The 26388-nt window shown below is 72.6% G+C and carries 25 protein-coding genes and 1 riboswitch; of the genes, 7 read left to right on the forward strand and 18 right to left on the reverse strand.

All coding sequences use genetic code 11. The annotated features are described in order from the left end of the window. Window positions 1-47: 47 nt before the first annotated feature. Window positions 48-1391, forward strand: a complete 1344-nt coding sequence (locus ACZ6ZN_RS28195) for an MFS transporter (RefSeq protein WP_469650568.1) — start codon at window positions 48-50, stop codon at window positions 1389-1391. Between the two features lie 266 nt (window positions 1392-1657). Further along, entirely contained in the window at window positions 1658-2032 is a 375-nt protein-coding gene (locus ACZ6ZN_RS28200; RefSeq protein WP_003977404.1) for an RNA polymerase-binding protein RbpA, read from the forward strand. Window positions 2033-2120: 88 nt separating this feature from the next. Here the strand turns inward: ACZ6ZN_RS28200 and fxsA are convergent, their stop codons facing one another. The 4 genes from fxsA to ACZ6ZN_RS28220 all read right to left on the reverse strand — a co-directional run bounded on the left by fxsA (window position 2121) and on the right by ACZ6ZN_RS28220 (window position 6353). Beyond that, complete coding sequence (fxsA, locus tag ACZ6ZN_RS28205) at window positions 2121-2696, reverse strand: FxsA family membrane protein (RefSeq protein ID WP_398110755.1); 576 nt, start codon at window positions 2694-2696, stop codon at window positions 2121-2123. Between the two features lie 145 nt (window positions 2697-2841). Next, entirely contained in the window at window positions 2842-3645 is an 804-nt protein-coding gene (locus ACZ6ZN_RS28210; RefSeq protein ID WP_469650571.1) for a polyprenol monophosphomannose synthase, read from the reverse strand. A gap of 533 nt (window positions 3646-4178) precedes the next feature. Further along, on the reverse strand, window positions 4179-5795 hold the full coding sequence (locus tag ACZ6ZN_RS28215) for an amidohydrolase (RefSeq protein WP_469650575.1): 1617 nt from the start codon (window positions 5793-5795) through the stop codon (window positions 4179-4181). A gap of 117 nt (window positions 5796-5912) precedes the next feature. Beyond that, window positions 5913-6353 (reverse strand): Lrp/AsnC family transcriptional regulator, encoded by a 441-nt coding sequence (locus tag ACZ6ZN_RS28220; RefSeq protein ID WP_004002750.1) that lies wholly within the window; start codon window positions 6351-6353, stop codon window positions 5913-5915. Window positions 6354-6621: 268 nt separating this feature from the next. On the opposite strand from ACZ6ZN_RS28220, the gene ACZ6ZN_RS28225 reads away from it, so the two are divergent. Beyond that, complete coding sequence (locus ACZ6ZN_RS28225; RefSeq protein WP_398110752.1) at window positions 6622-7053, forward strand: hypothetical protein; 432 nt, start codon at window positions 6622-6624, stop codon at window positions 7051-7053. A gap of 376 nt (window positions 7054-7429) precedes the next feature. Here ACZ6ZN_RS28225 and ACZ6ZN_RS28230 read toward each other — a convergent pair whose 3' ends face one another. Then, window positions 7430-8602 (reverse strand): acyl-CoA dehydrogenase family protein, encoded by a 1173-nt coding sequence (locus tag ACZ6ZN_RS28230; RefSeq protein WP_469650577.1) that lies wholly within the window; start codon window positions 8600-8602, stop codon window positions 7430-7432. 330 nt (window positions 8603-8932) lie between these two features. Between ACZ6ZN_RS28230 and ACZ6ZN_RS28235 the strand changes: the two genes are divergently transcribed. Beyond that, complete coding sequence (locus ACZ6ZN_RS28235; protein WP_469650580.1) at window positions 8933-10198, forward strand: glycoside hydrolase family 18 protein; 1266 nt, start codon at window positions 8933-8935, stop codon at window positions 10196-10198. 48 nt (window positions 10199-10246) lie between these two features. Here ACZ6ZN_RS28235 and ACZ6ZN_RS28240 read toward each other — a convergent pair whose 3' ends face one another. The 3 genes from ACZ6ZN_RS28240 to ACZ6ZN_RS28250 form a co-directional block, all read right to left on the reverse strand. Further along, window positions 10247-10903, reverse strand: a complete 657-nt coding sequence (locus ACZ6ZN_RS28240; RefSeq protein ID WP_398110749.1) for a TetR/AcrR family transcriptional regulator — start codon at window positions 10901-10903, stop codon at window positions 10247-10249. Window positions 10904-10978: 75 nt separating this feature from the next. Further along, complete coding sequence (locus ACZ6ZN_RS28245) at window positions 10979-11131, reverse strand: SCO1431 family membrane protein (RefSeq protein WP_369198651.1); 153 nt, start codon at window positions 11129-11131, stop codon at window positions 10979-10981. A gap of 91 nt (window positions 11132-11222) precedes the next feature. Beyond that, window positions 11223-12599, reverse strand: a complete 1377-nt coding sequence (locus ACZ6ZN_RS28250) for a peptidase C39 family protein (protein ID WP_469650583.1) — start codon at window positions 12597-12599, stop codon at window positions 11223-11225. A 195-nt stretch (window positions 12600-12794) separates the two neighbouring features. Here ACZ6ZN_RS28250 and ACZ6ZN_RS28255 point away from each other — a divergent pair, with 195 nt between their 5' ends. Together ACZ6ZN_RS28255 and ACZ6ZN_RS28260 are read left to right on the forward strand one after the other, a co-directional pair. Continuing rightward, complete coding sequence (locus ACZ6ZN_RS28255; RefSeq protein ID WP_469650586.1) at window positions 12795-13451, forward strand: uridine kinase family protein; 657 nt, start codon at window positions 12795-12797, stop codon at window positions 13449-13451. A gap of 430 nt (window positions 13452-13881) precedes the next feature. Continuing rightward, the gene (locus tag ACZ6ZN_RS28260; protein WP_398110746.1) at window positions 13882-15744 is read left to right on the forward strand and encodes an AAA family ATPase; all 1863 of its coding nucleotides are present in this window, start codon (window positions 13882-13884) and stop codon (window positions 15742-15744) included. A gap of 55 nt (window positions 15745-15799) precedes the next feature. Here ACZ6ZN_RS28260 and ACZ6ZN_RS28265 read toward each other — a convergent pair whose 3' ends face one another. The 10 genes from ACZ6ZN_RS28265 to ACZ6ZN_RS28310 all read right to left on the reverse strand — a co-directional run bounded on the left by ACZ6ZN_RS28265 (window position 15800) and on the right by ACZ6ZN_RS28310 (window position 24981). Next, window positions 15800-16876 (reverse strand): hemolysin family protein, encoded by a 1077-nt coding sequence (locus tag ACZ6ZN_RS28265; protein WP_469650588.1) that lies wholly within the window; start codon window positions 16874-16876, stop codon window positions 15800-15802. After that, a complete protein-coding gene (locus tag ACZ6ZN_RS28270) occupies window positions 16873-18204 on the reverse strand; it encodes a hemolysin family protein (RefSeq protein ID WP_398110744.1) in 1332 nt (443 codons plus the stop codon). The genes ACZ6ZN_RS28265 and ACZ6ZN_RS28270 overlap by 4 nt, the downstream gene beginning before the upstream one ends. A 248-nt stretch (window positions 18205-18452) precedes the next feature. Continuing rightward, a complete protein-coding gene (locus ACZ6ZN_RS28275; protein ID WP_398110743.1) occupies window positions 18453-18908 on the reverse strand; it encodes a PH domain-containing protein in 456 nt (151 codons plus the stop codon). A 13-nt stretch (window positions 18909-18921) separates the two neighbouring features. Further along, the gene (gene hisG / locus ACZ6ZN_RS28280) at window positions 18922-19770 is read right to left on the reverse strand and encodes an ATP phosphoribosyltransferase (RefSeq protein ID WP_398110742.1); all 849 of its coding nucleotides are present in this window, start codon (window positions 19768-19770) and stop codon (window positions 18922-18924) included. A 45-nt stretch (window positions 19771-19815) separates the two neighbouring features. After that, complete coding sequence (locus ACZ6ZN_RS28285) at window positions 19816-20088, reverse strand: phosphoribosyl-ATP diphosphatase (protein ID WP_028423093.1); 273 nt, start codon at window positions 20086-20088, stop codon at window positions 19816-19818. A 34-nt stretch (window positions 20089-20122) separates the two neighbouring features. Next, on the reverse strand, window positions 20123-20608 hold the full coding sequence (gene ribH, locus ACZ6ZN_RS28290; RefSeq protein WP_398110741.1) for a 6,7-dimethyl-8-ribityllumazine synthase: 486 nt from the start codon (window positions 20606-20608) through the stop codon (window positions 20123-20125). 20 nt (window positions 20609-20628) lie between these two features. Continuing rightward, window positions 20629-21921 (reverse strand): bifunctional 3,4-dihydroxy-2-butanone-4-phosphate synthase/GTP cyclohydrolase II, encoded by a 1293-nt coding sequence (locus tag ACZ6ZN_RS28295; protein ID WP_451877249.1) that lies wholly within the window; start codon window positions 21919-21921, stop codon window positions 20629-20631. Then, window positions 21918-22559, reverse strand: a complete 642-nt coding sequence (locus ACZ6ZN_RS28300) for a nicotinamide mononucleotide transporter family protein (protein WP_469650591.1) — start codon at window positions 22557-22559, stop codon at window positions 21918-21920. Before ACZ6ZN_RS28300 ends, ACZ6ZN_RS28295 begins: the two co-directional genes overlap by 4 nt. Then, window positions 22556-23164 (reverse strand): riboflavin synthase, encoded by a 609-nt coding sequence (locus tag ACZ6ZN_RS28305; RefSeq protein WP_398110738.1) that lies wholly within the window; start codon window positions 23162-23164, stop codon window positions 22556-22558. Before ACZ6ZN_RS28305 ends, ACZ6ZN_RS28300 begins: the two co-directional genes overlap by 4 nt. Before the next feature lie 143 nt (window positions 23165-23307). Then, window positions 23308-23438, reverse strand: a riboswitch (FMN riboswitch). A gap of 289 nt (window positions 23439-23727) precedes the next feature. Further along, a complete protein-coding gene (locus tag ACZ6ZN_RS28310) occupies window positions 23728-24981 on the reverse strand; it encodes an ROK family transcriptional regulator (protein WP_469650594.1) in 1254 nt (417 codons plus the stop codon). 133 nt (window positions 24982-25114) lie between these two features. Here ACZ6ZN_RS28310 and ACZ6ZN_RS28315 point away from each other — a divergent pair, with 133 nt between their 5' ends. Beyond that, window positions 25115-26320: an MFS transporter gene (locus ACZ6ZN_RS28315; RefSeq protein ID WP_469650597.1), complete on the forward strand. Its 1206-nt coding sequence runs from the start codon at window positions 25115-25117 to the stop codon at window positions 26318-26320. Window positions 26321-26388: the final 68 nt, after the last annotated feature.

Here is a 26388-nt window from a genome sequence, read left to right on the forward strand (position 1 = left end):
CCGGGCTCGGCCGGCTGCGCGCGTCTCACGGGGAAGCGAGGGCACCGGTGGGTACGGACACCGTGCGGACACCGCCGGCCGACGGGGCGGGGCTCCGACGCGAGCAGCGCGGCTGGTACTTCTACGACTGGGCGTGCTCGGTCTACTCCACCAGCGTGCTCACCGTCTTCCTCGGCCCGTATCTCACGTCGGTGGCCGAGTCGGCCGCCGACGCCGATGGTTACGTCCACCCGCTCGGCATCCCGGTGCGCGCCGGCTCGTTCTTCGCCTACTCGGTGTCGCTTTCGGTGATCGTGGCGGTGCTGATCATGCCGCTGGTGGGCGCCGCCGCCGACCGCACGGGCCGCAAGAAGCCCCTGCTCGCGGCCGCCGCCTACACCGGTGCCGGTGCGACGACGGCCATGTTCCTCCTGGACGGCGACCGCTATCTGCTCGGCGGCGCGCTGTTGGTGGTGGCCAACGCGGCGCAGTCGGTGGCGATGATGCTGTACAACTCCTACCTGCCGCAGATCGCCCCGCCGGAGCAGCGGGACGCGGTGTCCTCCCGGGGCTGGGCCTTCGGCTACGCGGCCGGCGCGCTGGTGCTGGTCGCCAACCTGGTCCTCTACACGGGGCACGAGCGCTTCGGCGTCTCCGAGGGCACGGCGGTGCGCATCTGCCTGGCGTCGGCGGGCCTGTGGTGGGGTGCCTTCGCCCTGATCCCGCTGACACGGCTGCGCGATCGCGCCACGGCCCGGGGCGAGGCGGCGCTGCCGGGCTTCCGGCAACTCGCGGCGACCGTCCGCGACATGCGCCGCCACCCGCTGACCCTCGCCTTCCTGCTCGCCTACCTCGTCTACAACGACGGCGTCCAGACGGTGATCTCCCAGGCCTCGGTCTACGGCTCGAAGGAACTGGGCCTCGGGCAGTCGACCCTCATCGGCGCGGTCCTCCTGGTGCAGGTGCTGGCGGTGGCCGGGGCGCTGGCGATGGGCCGGCTGGCCCGCACCTACGGTGCCAAACGGACGATCCTCGGCTCATTGATCGCCTGGACGCTCACCCTGGCGGCCGGATACTTCCTGCCCGCCGGGGCGCCCGTGTGGTTCTTCGTCCTGGCCGGCGGGATCGGGCTGGTCCTCGGCGGCAGCCAGGCGCTGTCCCGCTCCCTCTTCTCCCATCTCGTCCCGCCCGGCAAGGAGGCCGAGTACTTCTCCGCGTACGAGGTGAGCGATCGCGGCATGAGCTGGCTGGGGCCGCTGCTGTTCGGGTTGACCTACCAGCTCACGGGCAGTTACCGGGACGCGATCATCTCCCTGGTGGCCTTCTTCGTGCTCGGGTTCGTGCTGCTCGCACGGGTCCCGGTGCGGCGTGCGATCGAGGAAGCGGGGAACCCGGTTCCGGACCGGATTTAGCACTGAGCGCGAAAGGGCGGTAGTGTACGCGTTTGGCCTGCCAGGCGTACCGTTACTGCGCGTCAAAGATATCGAAACGCTGGGTTACATCTGGTATCAGATGTGACAAACCGGGCGCTGGTGGGTACAACAAGGGCGGCTACGACGGCGACGCATGACCCGGAACGGGACTCGGAACGGGAATCTTTACCGCCGACCGGACGTTGACCGGATGACGACGACAGCGACACCTGTCCTGTGGGCGACAAGCCCGGGAGGCACGATTCATGAGTGAGCGAGCTCTTCGCGGCACGCGCCTCGTGGTGACCAGCTACGAGACGGACCGCGGCATCGACCTGGCCCCGCGCCAGGCCGTGGAGTACGCATGCGAGAAGGGGCACCGCTTCGAGATGCCCTTCTCGGTCGAGGCGGAGATCCCGCCGGAGTGGGAGTGCAAGGTCTGCGGGGCCCAGGCACTCCTGGTGGACGGCGACGGCCCGGAAGAGAAGAAGGCCAAGCCCGCGCGTACGCATTGGGACATGCTGATGGAGCGGCGCACCCGCGAGGAGCTCGAAGAGGTCCTCGAGGAGCGTCTGGCGGTACTGCGCTCCGGTGCGATGAACATCGCCGTTCATCCCCGGGACAGCCGCAAGTCGGCCTGACCCGACCCGGCCTGGTCGGATTGATCAGCGCACATCGGTAACCGAGGGCGCCGTACGGTTCGTACGGCGCCCTCGGTTTTGCGTGCCCTCAGTGCGTCAGCGGGGGACGCTGCTGCTGCGGGGCGTCGCCGCCCGGCTCCTCGCGGATGACCTCGCCCTGGACGACCTTGCCGTCGGGCTGATGGATGCGCGCCTGCCGGAAGACCCCGCCCAGCGTCCCCGGGTCGGCCTCGCGGAGCTTGCGCTCGAAGGTGCGCTCGGCGGAGCGGCTCACCGCCTTCTGCACCGGCGGCAGCAGCAGGAGCAGACCGGCGGCGTCCGACAGCAGCCCGGGGATGATCAGCAGCAGGCCGCCCAGCATCATCAGGCCGTTGCCCTCACTGGCCGGCCGGGCCGCCGCGGGCGCCGTCCCGCTCTGCTGCTGTTGCAGCGTCTCGGAGAGGTTGCGGAACGCGCGCCGCCCCGCCCGCTTGATCACCACCGAGCCGGCGACGAGTCCGGCCAGCAGGACGAGGAGCACCACCAGCGCGCTCGACGCCCCGGCGACCAGCGTGAGCAGCCAGATCTCCAGCACGAGCCACACGGCGACGCCCAGCGGCAGGAACGTGCGCAGCCGGGAGCGCCGGGGCCGGGCGGAGTGGGGGGTCTGAGCGCCAGTCGTCATGCCTCCAGTGTGCCTGGCCCCGGCTCAGCACGGGATAAGCGCCCGATCAGGCTTCCCGTGCGGGGCGGCCCCACCCGGACGTCTCCACCCGCGGCCGGCCGCCGAGCCGCCCGGGCACCGCAGTGCTCCGGTCGTACCGCAGCCGCTAGGGCTTCGTGGGCTTGCCGCCGCGGCCCGTGACCTTGCCGACCCTCTCCCCCACGCCCCACGCCGTGACCCGCCACAGTGCCTCGACGAGGATGTCCCGGCTCATCTTGGAGTCACCGAGCTCGCGCTCGACGAAGGTGATCGGCACCTCGACGACGTGGTAGCCGGCCTTGACCGCGCGGCGGGCCAGGTCGACCTGGAAGCAGTAGCCCTGGGAGGCCACCTCGTCGAGGCCGAGGCCCTCCAGGGTCTCGCGGCGGAAGGCCCGGTAGCCGCCGGTGATGTCGCGCAGCGGCAGATCGAGCGCCAGGCGGGAGTAGAGGCTGCCACCCCGGGAGATGACCTCGCGGGAGCGGGGCCAGTTCACCACCCTGCCGCCGGGGACCCAGCGCGAGCCCAGCACCAGGTCGGCGCCCTTGAGGGCGGTGAGCAGCCGGGGCAGTTCCTCGGGCTGGTGGGAGCCGTCGGCGTCCATCTCCACCAGCACGCCGTAGCCGTGTTCCAGACCCCAGCGGAAGCCCGCGAGGTAGGCGGCGCCGAGGCCCTCCTTGCCCTTGCGGTGCAGCACGTGGACGTGGTCGTCCTCGACGGTCAGCTCGTCGGCCAGCTTGCCCGTGCCGTCCGGGCTGTTGTCGTCGGCCACGAGCACGTGCGCCTCGGGGACGGCCCTGCGCACCCGGCCGACGATGCTCTTGATGTTCTCCGCCTCGTTGTAGGTCGGGATGATCACCAAGGCCGTGCCGAGCGGGCCGAACTTCCTCTCCTGGGCTCCTGCCGCGAGGGTTCCGTCGCCGTCGTTCACTGATGCCCCTTCATGTCCATATGCAGGGGTCCACCATAGTGCGCCCGGCCTGCGCTGACGTGACCGGACGTTCGAATCGTGGTGTTGCACCCGCGGGACGGGGCGGGAAGGTCCCTTCCGGAGGTCGTGTACGGCGGATGGGGGCCCGGCGCCCTTCGGGCCGGCCCGGGATCCGCCGGCTGCGGATCGACCGGAAGCCGTTGTCTACTGAGCGCCCGGGCCCCACCCGGGTCACACCTCCCCGACCCGCCGGAACGTTCCCTCGGCGCTGCTCCGGCCTGAGCCTGGCTCCCAGTGGCGGTGCCCCGGTGCGGCACACCGTCCCTGACCCGGCGGTGCCGCGGCGAGTGCTCGGACGTTCCCCGGTCGGGCGTCCGGTGGTGGACTTTGCAGAACCTACCGGCACGCTGCGGCTGCCTGTCAACAGTCGCCCGACCTGCTCGTTCTGCGTCGCGGCCCTGGTCAGGACCGAGGACGCGCAGGTCGCGCGCCGGGGGTGCGGCGCACGGTTTCCCGCGCGCCACCCCCGTAGATCACTCGCCCGGCCGTACGAAGACCGTGCGACCGCCGACGACGGTGCGCAGACATACCGGCAGCTCACGGCCCGGGGTCAGGTCGGGCAGACCCGGGGTGCCGGAGCGCGGGTCGGTGGACCAGCGGGCGACCCGGTCGTCCGGCGCCTGCACCACCAGCTCGCCGGTGCGCCACACGGCGTAGTCGGCGGGCGCGCCCGGGACCAGGACGCCGGCGTCGTCGCGGCCCACCGCCCGCCAGCCGCCGCGCGTGTGCGCCGTGAACGCGGCGCGCACGGAGACGCGGTGCTCGGGTGTGCGGTGGAAGGCGGCCGCGCGGACCGTGCCCCACGGGTCGAGCGGGGTGACCGGGCTGTCGGACCCGAAGGCGAGCGGTACTCCGGCGCGCAGCAGGGCCGCGAACGGGTTCAGCGTCCGGGCGCGCTCCGCTCCGAGCCGCTGGGCGTACATGCCCTCGTCGCCGCCCCAGAGGGCGTCGAAGGCGGGCTGGACGGAGGCGGTGAGACCGAGTTCGGCGAAGGCCGCGACGGACTCCGGGGTGAGCATCTCGGCGTGCTCGACGCGGTGCCGGGCGGCGCGGACACGCGCCGGGCCGAGCTTCTCCGCTGCGGCGCGCACGCCCTCGACCACGGCGTCCACAGCCGCGTCGCCGATGGCGTGGAAGCCGGCCTGCAGGCCCGCCTCGGTGCACGCCACGACGTGCGCGGCGACCGCGGCGGCGTCGAGGTACGCCCGGCCGGTGTGCGCGGCGTCGGCGTACGGCTCGTGCAGGCAGGCGGTGTGCGAGCCGAGGGCGCCGTCGACGAACAGGTCACCCGCGGCGCCCACCGCCCCCAGTTCCCGTGCCTTGGCGACGTCCTGCTCGGCCCAGTAGCCCACGACTCGCGGGCCGCTCTCCCGGGCGGCGATGCCCAGCAGGCCGGTGAAGTCCTCCTCCGAGGAGATCTGCGGTCCGGCGCACTCGTGGACGGTGCCGATGCCGAGGGAGACGGCGTGCGCCAGCGCGGCCCGCTGCGCCTCGGTGCGCTGCCGCTCGGTGACGGCGCCGAACGCGGCGGCCCGGACGGCGTGGTGGGCGTCGGCTGTGAGCGGTCCGTCCCCCTGGAGGCCGTCCTGCTGTCCGGCCGACGGGACGAGGTCGAGCAGGGCCGTGGTGACGACCGCCGAGTGCACGTCGATCCGGCTGAGGTAGAGGGGGCGGTGCCCGGTGGCCTCGTCGAGTTCGGCGCGCGTCGGAGGCCGGCCGCCGGGCCAGCGGGCGGCGTCCCAGCCGTGCCCCAGCAGCACCCGGTCGTCCGGCCGGGCGGCGGCGAACTCGCGCACCCGGGCGAGGGCGGCTTCGAGGGAGGGGGCATCCGACAGGTCGAGCCCGGTCAGGGCGAGGCCGGTGGCGGTGGTGTGCACGTGTGCGTCGGTGAAGGCGGGGGTGACCAACGCGCCGTCGAGGTCGATCACTTCGTCGACCCCGTCGGCGAAGGCGTCGGCGGCGCCCTCCGAACCCACCCAGGCGACCTGCCCGCGCTCCACCACCATGGCGGTGGCGAAGGGATCGGCGGGGCTGTGGACCTCTCCACGACGGAGCAGGACGGTCTTCGGCGGCACGGGGGACTCACTCATGGACAACAGTGTCACAGGGGGGCGGTCCGCCGAGTCGGTCAGGGGCCGCACGCGCAGGGGCGCGCAAGGGGGCGCCCCGCCTTCTCCCGCGTGGCGGGCAAGGGGGGAACCGGCGGGTCAGATCCTGGGCGGACGCGCCTCGTACGGCGTCGACAGGACCACCGTCGTACGGGTGGACACCCCGGCCAGGGACCGCAGCCGGGCGAGGAGTTCCTCCAGCTCGTGCGGCGTGGCGACCCGGACCTTGAGGATGTAGTTCTCGTCGCCGGCGACGCTGTGGCACGCCTCGATCTCCGGCACTCCGGCCAGCCGGTCCGCGATGTCGTCCGGCGCGCTGGGGTCGAACGGCTTCACCGAGATGAACGCCGTCATCGGCAGCCCCACCGCCTCGGGGTCTACGACCGCCGCGTAGCCCCGGATGACACCCCGCTGCTCCAGCCGCCGCACCCGCTGGTGCACGGCCGAGGTGGACAGGCCGGTGGCCTTGCCCAGGTCGGTGTAGCTCATCCGCCCGTCCTTGACGAGCAGCTGCACGATCTGTCGGTCCAGCTCCTCCATGGCGCTAGAACCTACAGGTCGGTTGATCTCCTCGGATACCCGAGGAGTCGAGGTCATGGCCGGTTCGCGCCGCGCGGGATGCGCGGGGTCCCTCTTCCGGGGGACAAATGCGCCGCAGCGGACACCCCGACCATGGGTGTGACGAACGCCACATCACTCGAACAGTCTCCGTGATGTTCCCGTGATTACCGGGCGGGGGCGACGGGAAGTGCTTGCTGTGGTCGAGGCCGCAGTGCCTGATACGGCCCAGCCCGAGGGGGAGTACCCAATGCAGAGTCTCAAGCGCCCTGGTCGCACCGCGCCCAAGCGGCAGCAGCCCGTCGTCGAGCCCGAGCCGGAGGGCGTCGAACCCGACGCCTTCGACGACGAACTCGACGCCTACGACACGTTCGAGATGTTCCGGGTCGTCTGCCCGGACTGTGCGCAGCCCATCGCCCTGCTGGCGGACGAAGAGGTGCTGCCGGAGCACGCGCTGTGCGCCTCGCCGTGGAACCCGTTCGGGCTCACGGTCTGCGCCGGAACCGGCCGCCGGGCCTCCGACGCCCGCCCCGCCGACGAGTCGGTGGAGCCCCAGGAGCAGGACACGGCCCTGCTGCTGACGCTCCCTCAGGGACTGGACTGGCGGATGCAGCCGTTCTCGCACGTCGGCGGCCCGGGCTCGCGCCCGATGCGGGTCCCCGTCATGCGCCGCGCGGCCTGAGCACGGGCCCTTCCCGCCCGCTCGCTCCCGTTCATCGACCGCCCCGCACCACGGCACCGGTACGACCGCCGTGGTGCGGGGCGAGGGCGTCTCGCGGACGCGGCTGAACGCACGCCCGAATCCATGCCCCGGTGACCTGTCCGGCCTCCGCCGCGTTGCCCTGGTATGACCCCCATCTCCTCAGCGACCGGGCGTCAGCGCCTCCTGTACGTCCCGCCGCCCGCGCAATCGCTTCGGCCCGTCGCGCCGCGCTACCAGGACCCGCCGATCTTCCGCGAGCTGATGCGGACCTGGGCCGAGGGCGGCCGCACCCTGCCGGGCCGGCACGACCCGGAGTGGATGCGGCTCGCGGCCCCCTGGCGGGGACTCGACCAGTTCAGCGTTCCTCTGGACCCACGAGATGGCGGGCGATGACCATCCGCTGGATCTGGTTGGTGCCCTCGACGATCTGCAGCACCTTGGCCTCGCGCATGTAGCGCTCGGCCGGGAAGTCGGCGGTGTAGCCGTAGCCGCCGAGGATCTGCACGGCGTCGGTGGTGACCCGCATCGCCGTGTCGGTGCAGAACAGCTTGGCCATGGCCGCCTGCCGGGCGAACGGCCGGCCCGCGTCCCTGAGGCGCGCCGCCGCGAGGTAGAGCGCACGGCCCGCCTCGATCTGCGTCGCCATGTCGGCGAGCATGAAGCGCAGCCCCTGGAAGTCGGCGATCGGCCTGCCGAACTGGCGGCGCCCGGTCGCGTAGGCCGCCGCCTCGTCGAGCGCGGCCTGGGCGACGCCGATGGCGCACGCGGAGATCCCGAGGCGCCCCGAGTCCAGGGACGACAGCGCGATGGCGAAGCCCTGCCCCTCCTCGCCGATGCGCCGGTCGTCGGAGACCCGGACACCGTCGAAGTGCACCTGGGCGGTGGGCGAGCCCTTCATGCCCATCTTCTTCTCGGGCGCCGCCGCGCTCACGCCCTCGGCGTCGCCCGGCACCAGGAAGGCCGTGATCCCGCGCGGGCCCTCCTGGCCGGTGCGGGCCATGACCGTGTAGAAGTCGGCGACACCCCCGTGGGTGATCCAGGCCTTGGTCCCGGTGATCACCCAGTCGTCGCCGTCGCGCACGGCCCTGGTGCGCAGGGCCGCCGCGTCCGATCCGGACTGCGGCTCGGACAGGCAGTAGGCGCCCAGCAGACCGCCGCCGAGCATCGCGGGCAGATGCTCGACCTGCTGTTCCTTGGTGCCGTAGGCGGCGAGGGCGTAGGAGGCCAGGGAGTGCACGCTGACTCCGAGGCCGACGGTGAGGCGGGCCGCGGCCAGCTCCTCCAGGACCTGGAGGTACACCTCGTAGGGCTGGTCGCCGCCGCCGTACTCCGCGTCGTACGGCAGGCCGAGCAGGCCGGAGCGGGAGAGCAGGGTGAACAGCTCGCGCGGGAAGCGGCCGGCGTCCTCCTCCTCGGCCGCCTGGGGGACGATCTCCTGCGCCGCGATGTCGCGGACGAGTGAGATGAGGTCCCGGGCCTCCTCCGTGGGCAGTGGCCGGTCCACCGGCTGCGGGGCGCGGTCGGGCATGGCGACGCTCTCCTCCCTGTCGGGCACTGGCGGACGGGCCCAAGGGTGGGGGCGGCGCCGCCTGGTCGATCTGGTGCCTGGCCGATGCTTGCAGTCCCGGGTCGCGGACGCTGCTGACCAGCGGCTGTGCGCTGTGAGTATGCCCGATCGGAGGCATCCCGTCACCAGTTAACGACCGCTTACTTCAAGAAAGGGCCGAGCGTCGGCCGCGCGGTGAAATTGGTCCGCACCATTGACCCAACTGGTCTAGTCCTCCTACTGTTTCGCTCCACCGACTCACCGCGTTCATGCCAATGAGCGCGTGTTCCTCTCCCCCACGAGGAGACACGGATGCACACCCCCCACCCCTCCCGCTTCCGGGCGATCGTGTCCGCGGCCTGTTGCGCCGTCCTGGGCGCCGGTCTGCTGGCCGGCGCGGGCACCTCCGCCACCGCGGCGACCTCGGCTCAGGAGGCCGCCGCCGGCTCGCAGGCCACTGCCCGGGCGGAGGCCGCCGGTTCCAAGGTCCTCGGGTACTTCACCGAATGGGGCACCTACGACCGCAAGTACTATGTCAAGAACATCGAGACGTCCGGCTCGGGCGCCAAGCTCACCCACATCAACTATGCGTTCGGCAACGTCACCGGCGGCAAGTGCGCCATGGGCGACGCCTACGCCGCCACCGACCGGGCCTACACCGCCGCCGAGTCGGTCGACGGCAAGGCGGACACCTGGGACCAGCCGCTGCGCGGCAACTTCAACCAGCTGCGCAAGCTGAAGCAGAAGCACCCGAACCTCAAGGTGCTGTGGTCCTTCGGCGGCTGGACCTGGTCGGCCGGGTTCGGCGAGGCCGCGAAGAACCCCGCCGCCTTCGCCCAGTCCTGCTACGACCTGGTCGAGAACTCCAAGTGGGCCGACGTCTTCGACGGCATCGACATCGACTGGGAGTACCCGAACGCCTGCGGCGCCACCTGCGACACCAGCGGCAAGGCGGCCTTCAGGAACGTGATGCAGGCGCTGCGCGCCAAGTTCGGCTCCAGGAACCTGGTCACCGCGGCGATCACCGCCGACGCCACCCCCGGCGGCAAGATCGACGCCGCCGACTACGCGGGTGCCGCCCAGTACGTCGACTGGTACAACCCGATGACCTACGACTTCTTCGGTGCCTGGGACGCCACCGGACCGACGGCGCCGCACTCGCCGCTGACCTCGTACGCCGGCATCCCCAAGGCGGACAACCACAGTTCGGCGACCATCGCCAAGCTCAAGGGACTCGGCGTCCCCGCCTCCAAGCTGCTGCTCGGCATCGGCTTCTACGGCCGCGGCTGGACCGGCGTCACCCAGGCGGCTCCCGGCGGCACCGCCACGGGCCCGGCGGCGGGCACGTACGAGCCGGGCATCGAGGACTACAAGGTGCTCAAGACCAAGTGCCCGGCGACGGGGACGGTGGCCGGCACGGCGTACGCCAAGTGCGGCAGCGACTGGTGGAGTTACGACACCCCGGCGACCATCGCGACCAAGATGAACTACAAGAACCAGCAGGGTCTGGGCGGCACGTTCTTCTGGGAGCTGAGCGGCGACACCGCGAACGGTGAGCTGATCAAGGCCATCAAGTAGGGCCGGGGCAAGGGGCGGAGGGGTCGTGGCGGACCCTCCGCCCCTTGCTCATGCCCCGCGGCGGGCCGGCTGCGGGGCGGGGTGCGCGGAGTCGAGTTCCTCGATCGCGCGCAGGGCACCGCCCAGGGTCTTCACGAGCAGTTCGCGCATGGTCGCGCGGGCCAGTTCGGGCCGGTCGATCCACTCCAGGGTGGCGCCCTCGACACTGCACACCCAGGCCAGCAGCGCCATGCGGGCCAGCGGACTGATGTCGGCGCGGCCGTAGGCGCCCTCGGCGATCGTCGTCACGACGGACTCGCGCACCCCGTCGCGCAGGGCGTGCACCTCGGTGTCGAAGCCGACGCCGCCGCTGACGATCGTGCGGTACGCGGCCTGGTTGTGCTCGGCGTAGCGCAGGTAGCTGTCGATGGTGCGCTGGACCCGGTCGACCGGGGGCAGTTCGAGGCCGCCGGCCGCCAGGGTGAGCAACTCGGTGACGGAGTCCTGGATGATGGCCAGGTAGTAGCCGCGCTTGGACTGGAAGTAGTAGTAGATCAGCCCCTTGGCGACGTGCGCCTGGCGGGCGATGTCGTCCATCGACAGGGCGTCGTAGGAGGTGTCGGCGAACAACCTCCGCCCGATGGCGATGAGTTCGGCACGACGGGCCGTCGAGCGCTCGGTCCCGCGGGCTCGCGGGCGCGCGGCGGGCTGGGGGCTGATGTTCACGGTCGACCCTGGTCTCACGGGCGGGGGTGGGACCTCCGCAGTATGGCAGGCCCCACACGCCCTCCGTGGGTCAGGTCACAGCAGGCCGAGCTGGGTCACGAGCATCGCGACGACCACGACCAGGGCCCAGCCCATGGCATGCTCGACGATCTTCGGTCCGTCCTCCCGCGGGCCGCCGGTGCGGGCGCGCGGGGCGGAGGTGGAGGCGGTGGCGGAGTGCGCGGTCATGGTGTCTCGCTGGTTCGCTGGTGCGGTCGGACATCCCCCCGAGCTGCGTCCACCTTGCCACCTTGAGCGGCTTTTGCCGCCGAGACCTTGGTCACACGCGGATACCCACGGCGTTCAGCGCCTTGCGCTGGGCGGTGGTCGGGCGCGCCGGGAAGTACAGGTAGCAGACGCCGCCGGTGCCCGAGGCGACCTTGCCCGAGGCGTTGTAGCGCTTGGTCCGCAGCCAGATGTTCTCGAACTCGCGCCGCCGGTAGACGCGCCGCACGGCCTCGTTGCTCTCCGACGCCGGGTCGTTGGCGATCACGTCGCCGTCCGTGGTGAAGCCGATGACCGTCATCAGGTGCCCGGCGGTGCCGTACCCGGCCCCGGTCAGCTCCTCCTTCAGGAAGGACTGTGACGTCATGGCCGGGACCCCGGCCGCGATCAGGGTCTCCAGGTCGGTCAGCGAGGCGAGCCGTGTGACGACACCCCGGAGGTCCTTGAACGTGGCGGCGTAGGCGGCGTTGAAGGGCCAGTTGCCGCAGCCCGCGTACTGGTGGTCGTAGGTGTACCTGGCCGCGTGGCAGACCTGCGGATCGGCGAAGGACGGGTCCACCCACGCCAGTTGGGCCGGGGTGAGCCGGCCGCCCCAGTACTCGATGATCATCTGCGAGGACGTGGGGCTGCACCAGGCCTCGCCGCCGTTGTCGTACTCCGGGTACTGGCCCTTGTGGATCTCCTGCGAGTACCGGGGGACGGCCAGCTCCCTCGCGAGCCCGGGCGTGGAGGCCGGGACGGTGAACCGGTCGGGCACGTCGGAGCCCATGGCGGCGAGCCGCCACACGGTGGGCGTGGCCGTGCCGCCCGGCTTGCGGTACAGGGTCAGGCGGAGCCGGTAGGCGGTCAGGCGCAGGCCCGTGGACGGGTCGTCGACGGCCAGGGTGTCGGTCCAGACGGTGCTGCGGCCGTCGCGCTGGTCGTCGACCGAGGTGCGCCGGATGTCCCGGTCGCCGGCGGCCCAGCGGCCCATCACGTACCAGGAGGTGCTGGTGCCGTCGGAGTAGGTGCCCTTGAGCTCGGCCTGGATCCAGGTGCCGGCCGGGGTGCGGGCGTTCCAGGAGACGATCGCCTCGGTCGCGGGGACGGTGAGCCGGTGTGTGGGCGAGGTCCAGGTGCCGTACTCCCAGCGGGCGGTGACGCCCGTGTGCGGGTCGGTGTAGGAGGTGGTCCCGGCCGGCTTCGCGATCTCCACGCCGGGGTGGGTGCCCGCGACGGCCCGGGTGCCCTTGGCCGTGCCGCTGCTCCAGTCCCGGTGGGAGAACCAGGCCCGGTTGTCGACGGTCCCCGGGACCGCCCGGGTGGGTTCGGCTGTGTCGGTCGTCATGCCGTTCTCGGGGTCGGCGGACGCCGGGCCCGTGCTCGCCGCGACGGCGGCGGCGACCGCGGCGGCCAGGACGGTCCTGCGGGACGGATGTTCGGCTCTGCTCATGGCGGGGACCCCCGGATGTCGGAGTCGGGCAGGAGAGGGCAGGTCCGTGGCACGGTCGGTGAACACACGTGTGTGGGCCACATAGGAGCACAGCACGCCGGACACTGCCAGCACTTCGACGCGCGCCGCGCCCACCAATATTGGCGTCGACCAGTGGCGCCCGCCCCGGACCGCGTCGCTAGAGTGCTGCGCGAGATGAACGCCTCCTCCCGCCCCGCGCCCGGGCCCGAAGTCCGGCACCTGGCCGCCCGGATCGCCCGTCTGTCCCCCTCCTGCGGCCCGGTCCGGCTGGTCGGCGTCGACGGGCACGCCGGCTCCGGGAAGACCACGTTCGCCGGGCACGTGGCGGCGGCCCTCGGCGGGGCCCCGGTCCTGCGCCTGGACGACATCGCCAGCCACGAGGAGCTGTTCGCCTGGACGGAGCGCCTGCACCGGCAGGTGATCGAGCCGCTCGCCCAGGGCCGGACCGCCCACTACGCCCCCTACGACTGGCGGGCCCGCCGCTTCGGGCCGGTGCGCCCCCTGCCCCCGGCACCGGTGGTGCTCCTGGAGGGCGTCGGCGCGGGACGCCGTGCCGTGCGGCCGCATCTGGCGCTGCTGCTGTGGATGGACGTGCCGCGCGAGGAGGCCTGGGCCCGGGGACGCTCGCGGGACGGGGAGGAGCAGCGCGCGTTCTGGGACGGGTGGGTCCCGGCGGAGCAGGAGCATTTCACCCAGGACCCCTCGCGGCCCTACGCCGACCTCCTGGTGCGCGGGCGGGAGACGGGATACGAGGTACGCAAGGGGCCCGCGGCAAGACCTGGACCGGACCAGTTTTTCACAGAGGGTGACGGACCACCCGCTGTGTGCTGAACGTGTGAAGAGCCCTGCGAGGCAACTTCCCGGAGTGCCTCAACTCGGCTTGACCGGGGGGCCGTACAGGTCTTACGTTCTCAATGTGCGGCCCAGCGGGCCGCCCGCAGACGCGAAGCCCCCGGTTGTTCCCCCGTGATCGGGGGCTTCGTTCTGCCCTCTCCCGGTTCCCGGTCCCCCCGCGACGCGTTCGACGCTCACCCTCGGTCACCGTCCGCGCGGCCGGCGCAGCGGCTCCCACCTCGCCGGAAGCGCCCTCGAGGCCCTCTACGGACGCGCGTCCCCCGACGGTACGATGCCCTCGTCGCGACCTGCGGACGGTCGCTTCGCACGGCGCAACTCCGGTCCGTGGCACAGGGGTTCGAGTGGGCAGCCGGCCGGGGGACGGCTCGTTGGCATACCGACGGGGGCACGGTTCGTGGGGGACGGGATGGACTTCGGCACGCGGGGCCCTCAGGCCCCGGCCGACCTCGCCTGGCTGCGAGGCGTGGACGCCTGCACGATGGGTGCCTATCCGCAGGCCGAGGAGGAGTTCCGCGCCGCCGTGCGCATGGACCCGGGGATGGCCGACGGCTGGCTCGGGCTGCACGCGCTGCGCGTCGACACCTCGACGGCCCTGCTGCGGATGTTCCGCCACCGCGAGCGCTTCGGCGAGCAGCGCGCACGCTACCGGCGCGCCCTCAACTCCTGGTACTGGCTCGGCTGGTGGGTGCAGCCGGTGCTGGAGAGCCCGCGCGATCTGCTGCTCGCGCACGCCTCCCACTGGCTGGACGGCCGGCACGTCCCCGAACTGGACCGGGCACTGGCGGGGCTGCCGCCCGTGGACACCGACCACCAGGTCCGCTTCCTGCACGCCTGCCGCGCCTACCTGGTCAAGGACTGGGAGCAGCTGGTCCGTCACACCGACCCGCTCCTGGACGACTCCCTGCTCGGCGTCGAGGCCGGCTTGTTCGGCGGCATGGCGCGGGTCAGGCTGGAGATGTACGGCCAGGCCGAACCGCTGCTGTCCGCCGCGCTGATGCGCTGCCGCAGCGAGCAGCCGCAGCGCAAGGAACTGCGCTACTGGCTGGCCCGGGCGCACGAGGGCACCGGCCGCAGCGCCGCCGCACTCCCCCTGTACCGGGCCGTGCACCGCGTGGACCCGGCGTTCATGGACACCTCGGCCCGGCTCGCCGCCATCGCCGAGGGCGACGGATTCGACGAGTCCGCCGACTTCGCGGCGATCACCCTCACCGGCACGGGACAGGACAGCGTGGACGGGCCGGACGGGTTCGACGCGTTCTTCGGCACGGAGGGGCGCGACCTGCGGCTGCCCGACCCCGAGCCGCCCCTGTCCGTGCCTCTGCCGCCGGTGACCGGGCCGTCGGTCCGCGAGCGGACCGGGCCGGCTCCGTCCCTGCCCACCGGCCCCACCGATCCCGCCCTGCTGGAGGAGGCCCTGGCGCAGCTCGAGCGCATGGTGGGTCTGGAGCCGGTCAAGCGCCAGGTCAAGGCGTTGTCCGCGCAGCTCAACATGGCCCGGCTGCGGGCCGGCCAGGGCCTTCCGGTGCAGCCGCCGAAACGCCACTTCGTCTTCTCCGGCCCCTCCGGCACCGGCAAGACCACCGTCGCCCGCATCCTGGGCCGGGTCTTCTACGCCCTCGGACTGCTCGGCGGCGACCACCTGGTGGAGGCGCAGCGCGCGGATCTGGTCGGCGAGTACCTCGGGCAGACGGCCGTGAAGGCCAACGAGCTGATCGACTCCGCGCTCGGCGGGGTGCTCTTCGTCGACGAGGCCTACGCGCTGTCCAACTCGGGCTACGGCAAGGGCGACGCCTACGGCGACGAGGCGCTTCAGGTGCTGCTGAAGCGGGCGGAGGACAACCGGGACCACCTGGTGGTGATCCTGGCCGGCTACCCCGAGGGCATGGACCGCCTGCTCGCCGCGAACCCCGGGCTGTCGTCCCGGTTCACCACCCGCGTCGACTTCCCGTCCTACCGGCCGCTGGAACTCACCGAGATCGGCAAGGTGCTCGCGGCGGAGAACGGGGACGTGTGGGACGAGGAGGCCCTCGACGAACTGCGCTCCATCGCCGGGCACGTGGTGGACCAGGGCTGGATCGACGAGCTGGGCAACGGGCGTTTCCTGCGGACGCTGTACGAGAAGAGCTGCGCGTACCGCGACCTGCGGCTGTCGGTGTATCCCGGTGTCCTGGGCCGTGAGGACCTGGCGACCCTGAGGCTGCCGGACCTGATGCAGGCGTACGGGGAGGTGCTGTCCGGGCGGGGGCCGCAGGACCCGCCCGGACCGTGACGGTCCCCGTGCGGCGTCGAGGCCGGGGCCCCGACGCCGCACGGGACGCCGGGCCCTAGGTGGCCAGGACCTCCTCGCCCGACCTGGGTTCGGTCAGCCGGACCTCGCGGACCTGGCGGTGTGCGGGGTCGCGCACCTCCCCCACGAGGAGTTCCAGCACGTCCTCCAGGGCGACCAGGCCCAGGACCCTGCCCGACCTGTCGGCGACCTGGGCCAGGTGGGTCGCGGCCCGGCGCATCACCGTCAGGGCGTCGTCCAGCGGCAGTTCCGGCCGCAGGGTCGTCATGGGCCGCCACAGCTGCTGCGGCACGGCCCGGTCGGAGTCCTCCAGGTCGAGGACGTCCTTGACGTGCAGGTAGCCCATGAAGGCGCCGGTGTCCGCGGCGACCGGGAACCGCGAGTAGCCGGTGCGGGCCGTCAGCTCGACGATGCGGCCGGGCGTGACCGACGGGCTGACCGTGACCAGGGACTCGCGCCTCAGCAGGACGTCCGTCACCGGGCGGGAGCCCAGCTCCAGGGCGTCCTCCAGGCGCTCGGCCTCCTCCGGGTCGAGCAGGCCGGCCTGGCCGGCGTCCTCCACCAGCCGGTTGAGCTGCTCGCTGGTGAAGACGGCCTCGACCTCGTCCTTGGGCTCGACGCGGAAGAGCCGCAGGATCCCCTGCGACACCGCGCCGAGGGCGAAGGTGATGGGCTTGCAGAAGCGGGCGAACCACACCAGGCCGGGGCTGAGCCACAGGGCGGCCTTCTCGGGGGCCGCCATGGCCAGGTTCTTCGGCACCATCTCGCCGATGACGAGGTGGAAGAAGACCACCGTCGCCAGGGCGATGACGTACCCGAGCGGGTGGATCATCGCGTGCGGCAGGTGGATCCAGGCGAAGACCGGCTCCAGCAGGTGCGCCACCGTCGGTTCGGCGACCGCGCCCAGGGTGAGGGAGCAGATCGTGATGCCGAACTGCGCCGCGGCCATCATCTGCGGCAGCCGCTCCAGGCCGTGCAGGACCTGCCGGGAGCGGGCGGTGCCGAGCGGTTCGATCTGGCTCCGCCGTACGGAGACGAGCGCGAACTCGGCGCCGACGAAGAAGCCGTTGGCGAGCACGAGGAGGCCCGCGAATACCAGTTGCAGCACGCTCATCGCACGACCTCCGCCACGGCGACGGGGGCGTGCCTGACCAGCCGCACCCGCTCGGCGCGGTAGTGGCCGACCTGCCGCACGGACAGCCGCCAGCCCGGCAGCTCGGCCTTGTCGCCGACGGCCGGGATCCGGCCCAGCAGGTCGGCGATCAGGCCCGCGACCGTCTCGTACGGGCCCTCGGGCACGTCGAGGCCGATGCGCCGCAGGACGTCGACCCGGCAGCTGCCGTCGACGTCCCAGGCGGGCCTGCCGTCCTCGGGGGGCGCGGAGGCCAGCTCGGGCAGGTCGTGCCCGTCGTGCTCGTCGCGGACCTCGCCGACGATCTCCTCGACGATGTCCTCCAGCGTGACGACGCCCGCGGTGCCGCCGTACTCGTCGACGACGACCGCGATGGGCTGCTCGCTGCGCAGCCGGGTCAGCAGCGGCCGGACCGGCAGCGTCTCGGGGACGAGCAGCGCCGGGCGGGCGATGCGGCCGACGGGGGTGCGCAGGCGGTCCTGGACACCGACGGCCAGGGCGTCCTTGAGGTGGACCATGCCGACGACCTCGTCGATCCGTTCCCGGTAGACGGGGAAGCGGGACAGGCCGGTGGCGCGGGTGAGGTTGACGACGTCCTCGGCGGTGGCCGAGGACTGCAGGGCGCTCACCTTCACGCGCGGGGTCATCACGTGCTGCGCGGTCAGCTCGCCCAGGGACAGGGTGCGCACGAACAGGTCGGCGGTGTCCTGCTCCAGGGCGCCGGCCCGGGCCGAGTGGCGGGCCAGGGAGACGAGCTCCCCCGGGGTGCGGGCGGAGGCCAGCTCCTCGGTGGGTTCGATGCCCAGGGCGCGCACGAGCCGGTTGGCGACGGCGTTGAGGCCGGCGATGACCGGGCGGAACAGCCGGGCGAAGACATGCTGCGGGCCCGCGACGAACCGCGCGACCTGCAAGGGCCGGGACACCGCCCAGTTCTTGGGCAGGAGTTCGCCGATCACCATCTGCACGGCGGAGGCCAGCAGCATGCCGACGACGACCGTGACACCGGAGACGGCCCCCTCGGGGATGCCGATGGAGGTGAACGGTCCGTGCAGCAGCTCGGCCAGCGCCGGTTCGGCGAGCATGCCGACGACGAGGGAGGTGATGGTGATGCCGAGCTGGGTGCCGGAGAGCTGGAAGGACAGTTCCTTGAGCGATTCGACGACGCGGTGGGCGCGCCGGTCGCCCTCGGCGGCGGCCTTCTCGGCCTCGGGCCGTTCGACCGTGACGAGTCCGAACTCGGCCGCCACGAAGAATCCGTTGGCGAGAATCAGCAGGAACGCGGCTGCCAGGAGCAGCAGAGGGGTGGTCATGATGCCGCCGCCCGGGCACGGTCGCGGACACGGTCCGCGCTATGTCGGCTGGGGGCGGCGCAGGTACTGCAGGACGATCCGTCCATCGCCGGAGGGAGTCACTCCTCGGTTAGCAGGAGCCCTCTGCGCACCGGTCGGGGCAGCAGGGGCGAAGGCGCGTGGGTCGCGCCTCCGCCACCAGGTTAAACAAGACACGGGCCGGTGCGGCAGTGGCGGCCGGCGTGACAATCATCCGGGTCTGCTCGGGTTCAGCCCCGGAAGGGCTCGCCGTCCGCGGTGGAGCGGGCCTCGACCAGCGCCCGCAGGGCCCGCGCGTCGGCGATGGCGCGCTGCCGGGCCAGGCCCGGCTGGATGCCGAGGGCGGGCAGGCTGGTGCCGTCGCTGAGGTTGAGGAACACCCACGCGTCGCCGGGCCGGAGGGTCACCTGGAGGATCTCGGCCCACTCCAGCCGGCGCTTGTTCGTGAGGTTCACCACGGTGACGCCGTCCTCGTCGGCGACGACCTTGGGCCGCGCCAGGAGCAGCAGGACGGCGTCCAGCAGCAGGGCCGTGACGACGAAGCTGAGCCGCTCGGCGGGGCTGAGCTGCTTCAGCAGCATCGCGACGGCGGTGATCACCACGAAGATCGCCACGGCGGCGGTGAGCAGCACGGCACGGGTGCTGCCCGGCCGGAAGGTGACCGGGAGGGCGGGAAGCTCGGACATGGAGGTACGCCCCTCAGAGACGGCAGGCGTGGATGGCCGTGGTCAGGATGGCCCGGGCGCCGATGTCGTACAGGTCGTCCATGATCCGCTGGGCGTCCTTGGCGGGGACCATGGCCCGGACGGCGACCCAGCCCTCGTTGTGCAGCGGGGAGACGGTCGGCGACTCCAGGCCCGGGGTGAGGGCGACGGCCTTCTCCAGCTGCTCGACGCGGCAGTCGTAGTCCATCATCACGTAGGTCCGGGCGACCAGGACGCCCTGGAGGCGGCGCAGGAACTGCTGGACCTTCGGGTCGTCGGCGTCCGCGCCGGTGCGGCGGATCACCACGGCCTCGGACTGCATGATCGGCTCGCCGGCGATCTCCAGGCCCGCGTTGCGCAGCGAGGTGCCGGTCTCGACGACGTCGGCGATGACCTGGGCGACGCCGAGCTGGATGGCGGTCTCGACGGCGCCGTCGAGGTGGACGACGGAGGCGTCGATGCCGTGCTCGGCGAGGTGGCCGGCGACGATCCCCTCGTAGGAGGTGGCGACGGTCTTGCCGGCCAGGTCGGCCAGGCCGCTCATGGTGCCGGGCTTGGCGGCGTAGTGGAAGGTGGAGCGGGCGAAGCCGAGGGGGAGGATCTCCTCGGCCTGGGCGCCGGAGTCGATCAGCAGGTCCCGGCCGGTGAGGCCGATGTCCAGCTGGCCGGAGGCGACGTAGATCGCGATGTCGCGGGGGCGGAGGTAGAAGAACTCGACGTCGTTGGCCGGGTCGACGATCCGCAGTTCCTTGGACTCGCGGCGCTGCCGGTAGCCGGCCTCATGCAGCATCTCCGCCGCAGGTCCTGAGAGGGAACCCTTGTTGGGGACGGCGATGCGCAGCATGAGGTCGGCTTCCTTCGTGTGGGGTCGGGCGGGGACGGGTGCGGCTTACAGGTGGGCGTAGACGTCGTCGAGGCTGATGCCGCGGGCGACCATCATCACCTGGACGTGGTACAGCAGCTGCGAGATCTCCTCGGCGGCCGCCTCCTTGCCCTCGTACTCGGCGGCCATCCACACCTCGGCGGCCTCTTCGACGACCTTCTTGCCGATGGCGTGGACGCCCTTCCCGACGAGCTCGGCGGTGCGGGAGGAGGCGGGGTCGCCGTGGGCGGCCTTGTGCTGGAGCTCGGTGAACAGCTCCTCGAACGTCTTCTTGGACATGGTGACGCTCAGCCTATGCCACAGGTGCCCTTCGTCAGCGCCAGGGTTCGGATACTGAACGCAGGGTGGCCGCGGTGGCCACCGCGGCCGTGACCGCCTCGTGCCCCTTGTCCTCGCTGGAGCCCTCGATCCCGGCGCGGTCGAGGGCCTGCTCCTCGGTGTCGCAGGTGAGCACGCCGAAGCCGACGGGGACGCCGGTGTCGACGGACACCTGGGTGAGGCCCTGCGTCACGCCCTGGCACACGAAGTCGAAGTGGGGGGTGCCGCCGCGGATGACGACGCCGAGGGCGACGATCGCGTCGTAGCCGCGGCCCGCGAGGACCTTGGCGACGACCGGGAGCTCCCAGCTGCCGGGGACCCTGAGCAGGGTCGGTTCGTCGATGCCCAGGTCGTGCAGGGCGCGCAGGGCGCCGTCGACCAGACCGTCCATCACCTTCTCGTGCCACTGCGCCGCGACGACGGCGACCCGCAGGTCCCCCACGTTGCGTACGGACAGTTCCGGTGCACCCTTGCCGCTCACGTCTCTCCCTGTGTGCTCTGTTACTGGTTGCCGCAGGCCGGCACGGTGGTCGTGTCGAGCCAGGGCAGGTCGTGTCCCATCCGGTCCCGCTTGGTGCGCAGGTAGCGGAGGTTGTGCTCGCCGGCGCTGACCGGCATCGGCACGCGCGCCCTGACGACGATGCCGTGCCGGGTGAGCGCGTCCGTCTTGTCCGGGTTGTTGGTCAGCAGCCGGACGCTGCGCACGCCGAGGTCGGCGAGGATCCGCGCGCCCGCGCCGTAGTCCCGCGCGTCGGCGGGCAGACCGAGTTCGAGGTTGGCGTCGAGGGTGTCGCGGCCGCGCTCCTGCAGCTCGTAGGCGCGCAGCTTGGACATCAGGCCGATGCCGCGGCCCTCGTGTCCGCGCAGGTAGACCACCACTCCCCGGCCCTCGTCCTGGATGCGGGCCAGGGAGGCGTCGAGCTGGGGGCCGCAGTCGCAGCGGGCCGAGCCGAAGACGTCGCCGGTGAGGCACTCGGAGTGGACGCGGACGAGGACGTCCTGGCCGTCGCCGATCTCGCCGTGCACCAGGGCGACGTGCTCGACGCCGTCCGCCGTGGAGCGGTAGCCGTGCGCCGTGAAGGTGCCGTGGGCGGTGGGCAGCCGGGTGGTGGCCTCGCGGCGGACGGTGGGCTCGCTGTCGCGGCGGTAGGCGATCAGGTCCTCGATGGAGATGATCGTCAGGCCGTGCTTGCGGGCGAAGGGAACCAACTCGGGCAGGCGCAGCATGCGGCCGTCCTCGCCGGCGATCTCGACGATGGCGCCGGCCGGGCGCAGTCCCGCGAGGCGGGCCAGGTCGACGGCGGCCTCGGTGTGGCCGTTGCGGGTGAGGACGCCGCCGGGCCGGGCGCGCAGCGGGAAGATGTGGCCGGGGCGGACGAAGTCGCCGGGGCCGGACACGCCGTCGGCGAGCAGCCGGAGGGTGGTGGCGCGGTCGGCGGCGGAGATGCCGGTGCTCACGCCGTGGGCGGCGGAGGCGTCGACGGAGACCGTGAACGCGGTCTTCATCGACTCGGTGTTGTCCTCGACCATCTGCGGGAGTTCGAGCCGGTCCAGTTCGTCGCCCTCCATGGGGGCGCAGATCAGGCCGCGGCACTCGCTCATCATGAAGGCGACGATCTCGGGGGTCGCCTTCTCGGCCGCGATGACGAGGTCGCCCTCGTTCTCCCGGTCCTCGTCGTCGACGACCACGACGGGGCGGCCCGCGGCGATGTCGGCCACGGCCTGCTCGACGGGGTCGAGCGCGAGGTCCTCGAACTCGCCGTCGGCGCTGTACAGGATCGGTGCCGTGCTCATGCCGGCGCTCCTTCCAGGGTGGGCCGCGCGGCCTGACGCGAGCGCAGCCACCAGTCGCGCATGCCCCACAGGACGAGCGCGCCGTAGATGACGTAGACGAAGCCGGAGAAGGCGTAGCCGTTGGCGAAGTTGAGGGGCACGCCGACGAGGTCGACGAGCAGCCAGGCGAACCAGAACTCGACCATGCCGCGGGCCTGGGCGTACATGGCGACCACGGTGCCGACGAAGATGTAGGCGTCCGGCCAGGGGTCCCAGGACAGCTTCGGGTAGGCCGTGAACAGCAGCGCCACCGCGACCGTGCCGGCGGCGGCCGCCGCGGCCATCGCGGCGCGTTCGCGCCAGGTGGCGAACCGGACGGCGATGTGGCCGTCCTCGCCCTGTCCCTTGCCGCGCTGCCACTGCCACCAGCCGTACAGGGCGACGATCATGACGACCGCCTGCTTGCCGGCGCTGCCGGTGAGGTGGCCGAAGAAGGCGCCGAAGAGGATGAGGCCGGCCAGGAACTGCACGGGCCAGGTCCAGAGGGAGCGCCGCCAGCCGAGCGCGAGGGCGGCGAGGCCGAAGAGGTTGCCGATCATGTCGGCCCACTTGATGTGCTGGCCGAAGAGGGTGAAGGCCTCGGAGTTCAGCGTGTTCACGCGGCTGCCCCCCGGGCGCGGTCGCCGAGCATCCGCTCGACGTACTTGGCGATGACGTCGACCTCGAGGTTGACCGGGTCGCCGGGCTGCTTGTGGCCGAGCGTGGTCAGGTCGAGGGTGGTCGGGATGAGGCTGACCGTGAAGTGGTCGGGGGCGGCGTCGACGACGGTGAGGCTGATGCCGTCGACGGTGATGGAGCCCTTCTCGACGACGTACCGGGTGAGGTCGGCGGGCAGGGAGATCTTCACGATCTCCCAGTTCTCCGAGGGCCTGCGCTCCAGGATCTCGCCGGTGCCGTCGACGTGGCCCTGCACGATGTGGCCTCCGAGGCGGTCCCCGACGGCCATGGGGCGTTCGAGGTTGACGCGGGAACCGGGCCGGAGGGCCCCGAGGCTGGAGCGGTTGAGGGTCTCGGCCATGACGTCGGCCGTGAACTCGTCACCCTCGTGGTCGACGACCGTGAGGCAGACGCCGTTGACGGCGATGGAGTCCCCGTGCTTGGCGCCTTGGGTGACGAGGGGGCCGCGCAGGCGGAAGCGACAGGCGTCGTCGAGGGTCTCGACGGCGGTGACCTCGCCCAGCTCTTCGACGATTCCGGTGAACACTTCCCGGGTCCTCCTGCCTCTTCGGGCACGGACTCCGGGGCTGTCGATGACGACAGATGACACGAACGAACACCGGGGACGACGCCGGACGGAGTCCGCCCTCAGGACGGACTGCTCGGGCGGCGCGCACGGATGCCCGCTCGCCGCGCACTGCCTCCCATCCGGACTTTAACCGTCGGTCCAGGAATTTCACCTGGTCAACCGGTCGCTGGAAGCGATCGGGTCGCGGACTGTAACCGCCGGTTCGGACTTTCACCGACCCCGGAGTGCGCTGCTGTTGATACAGGGCCAGTGTGCCACGCCCGATCGGCGTCCAGAGGGGTGAAGGGTGTGGGCTGCCTCACAGAGCGTGCCGGCCCTCTTCCCCCGCGCGACGGGCACCGCAACTCCCGCGCCGCTCAGCGCTCTTGACGGGCCCGCCGACCCGCACCTATTGACGCAATGGTCTAGTCCTTTCTAGGGTCGTCGCAGGGTCGGCACTCCCCCACGAACCGGCCCGGCGGCGGTGACGACGGCCCTTGCCCGCCGTCGGGCCTTCCCAAGCCCTCTCGCGGACCCGTACGTCACCGCCGAGGGGTGAACAGTTCCTCCTGGGCGCGGTCGCGGGCCGTCAGCAGGGCGCCGCGGAGGACCGCGGCGCCGCCCAGCGTGGTGGGCCGGACCTCCGTCCGCAGCGGTGTCATCCGGGCGAGCCGGTCCTGCACGCGGGCCGCGAGCGCCTCGCCGCCGGCCTGGCCGATCTCACCGCCGAGCACCACGCAGCCGGGGTCCAGGACCGCCACGACCGAGGCGGCTCCGACGGTGATCCGGTCGGCCAGGGCGTCGAGGAACCGCGCGGAGGCGGCCGGACCCGACCGCTCCCCCGTGACCGCGCCCCCGGCCTCGCCCCCCTCGTGCCGTACGTCCTCCACCGCCGCGCGCACCAGGTCCGCCGCGGTCCGCGCCATCTCCGCGGACGGCTCCTTCCGCCCCGGTCCGGGCGGCACCCCCTGCTCCGCCGCCAGCCGCACCACCGCCGCCGACGAGGCCAGGGAGTGGAAGCCGCCCTCGCAGTCGGTCGACGACGGCAGCGCGTCGGTGCCCGGCACCGGGAGGAAGCCGATCTCCCCGGTGCCGCCGGAGGCACCGCGGCGCAGGGCTCCGTCGAGGACGACGGCCGCACCCGTCCCGTGGCCCAGCCAGAGCAGCACGAAGGTGTCCCGGTCCCGGGCGGCGCCGTCGCGCTGCTCGGCCAGGGCCGCGAGGTTGGTCTCGTTCTCCACGCTCACCCGGGTCTCGGGCAGCCGCTCCTGGAGGGCGGCGGCCAGGCGGCGGTGCCACGCCGGCAGCCCGGTGGAATCGCGCAGTTCGCCACTGGCCGGGTCGATCAGACCGGGCGCGCCGATCCCGACGGTGTGCAGACGCTCCGCCCCAGCCTCCTTCACCACGCGCTCCACGAGCGAGACGGCCTGCTCCACGGCGGGCCCCGTCCCCGTGTCGCCCCCGATGGGCACCGCGGCCTCGGCCAGGACCCGCCCGAGCAGGTCCGCGACCGTCACGGCGACGCCCTCGGTGCGGACGTCGAGCGCGGCCAGGTGGGCGCGGTCGGCGACGATGCCGTAGACCCTGGCGTTGGGTCCGCGGCGCTGCTCCCCCGCCTCGCCCACGACCGAGATCAGCCCGGCGGCGGTGAGGCGTTCGACGAGGTCGGCGACGGTCGGCCGGGACAGGCCGGTCAGCTGCTTCAACTGCCCTGCCGTCAACGGGCCTTCCTGCTGCAGCAGGCGCAGCGCGAGCCGGTCGTTGATGGCCCGGGCGGTGCTCGGGGATGCGGGCATGCCGGGGATCCTCCCAGATCGGCGGCGCCCGTCGGCCGGGTGCGCCGGAGACCCTCTTATTATCAGGCAGGGTTCCTGATAGTTTACGCCTCCACGACACGAGCACGGCAGCGAGCCGGAGGGGGACCGCAGAATGGGCAACGTGGTCGACGAACTGCGCGAGGTGAAGCGGTCCCGGTACGCCGTGGCCGCGGTCTTCGCCGTGCACGGCGCCGTCACCGGTTCGTTCGCCACCCGCGTGCCCTGGATCCAGGACCACGCCGGGGTGAGCGCCGGGCAGCTGGGCATCGCGCTCGCCTTCCCCGCCCTGGGCGCCTCGGTCGCGATGCCGCTGGCGGGCAGCATCAGTCACCGCTTCGGCGCCCGCAACGCGCTGCGCGGGCTGATCGCCCTGTGGACGATGGCGCTGGTCCTGCCGTCCCTCGCCCCGAACCTGCTGACGCTGTGTCTGGCCCTGTTCGTGTACGGCGCGACGGCGGGCATGGCCGACGTGGCGATGAACGCGCTGGGCGTCGAGGTCGAGAACCGTCTCGGCCGGTCCATCATGTCCGGCCTGCACGGCATGTGGAGCGCGGGTGCCCTGGTGGGTTCGGCGGCCGGCACGCTGGCCGCGCACCTCGGTTCGGACGCCCGGCTGCACCACGTCCTGGCCGCCGCGGTCCTCACCGCCGCCGGTGTGCTGTCCTGCCAGTGGGTGCTCGACCTCCAGCCCGCCGAGGACGAGGAGCCGCCGCCGCGGTTCGCCCTGCCGCCCCGTTCCGCCCTGCTCATCGGCGCGATCGGCTTCTGCGCGGTGTTCGCCGAGGGCGCGAGCCTGGACTGGTCGGCGGTGTACCTGCGCGAGCAGCTGGAGACCTCGGCCGGCCTGGCCGCCGCGTGCACCACGGGCTTCACGCTCACCATGGCGGTGGCCCGCATCGCCGGCGACAGGGTCGTGGACCGCTTCGGGGCCGTGCGGACCGTGCGGGCGAGCGGTGTGTTCGCCGTGCTGGGCGGGTTGCTGATCGTGGTGGCCGACCACCCGGCGGTGGCGATGGGCGGGTTCGCGCTGATGGGGCTGGGCATCGCCGTCGTCGTGCCGCTGTGCTTCGCGGCGGCGGGCCGCAGCGACTCCAACCCGAGCCTGGCCATCGCCGGCGTCGCGACCATCACGTACACCTCGGGGCTCATCGCACCGAGCGCGATCGGCATGCTGGCCCAGGCGACCAGCCTGATGGTGTCGTTCTGCCTGGTGACGGCGCTGTCGTGCGGTCTGGTGGCGTTCGCGGGGGTGCTGCGCCCCGGTGAGCGGACCAAGGTCGGACGGCGGGAGACGGCAGTGCCGGACCCGCGCCCCTGACCCGGCGGGCCTGCACGGTACGGCCCCACCGGGTCAAGCCGGCCGCAGGCGCCCACCGGCCGGTACCG

The organism is Streptomyces sp. NPDC053665 (assembly GCF_055585285.1).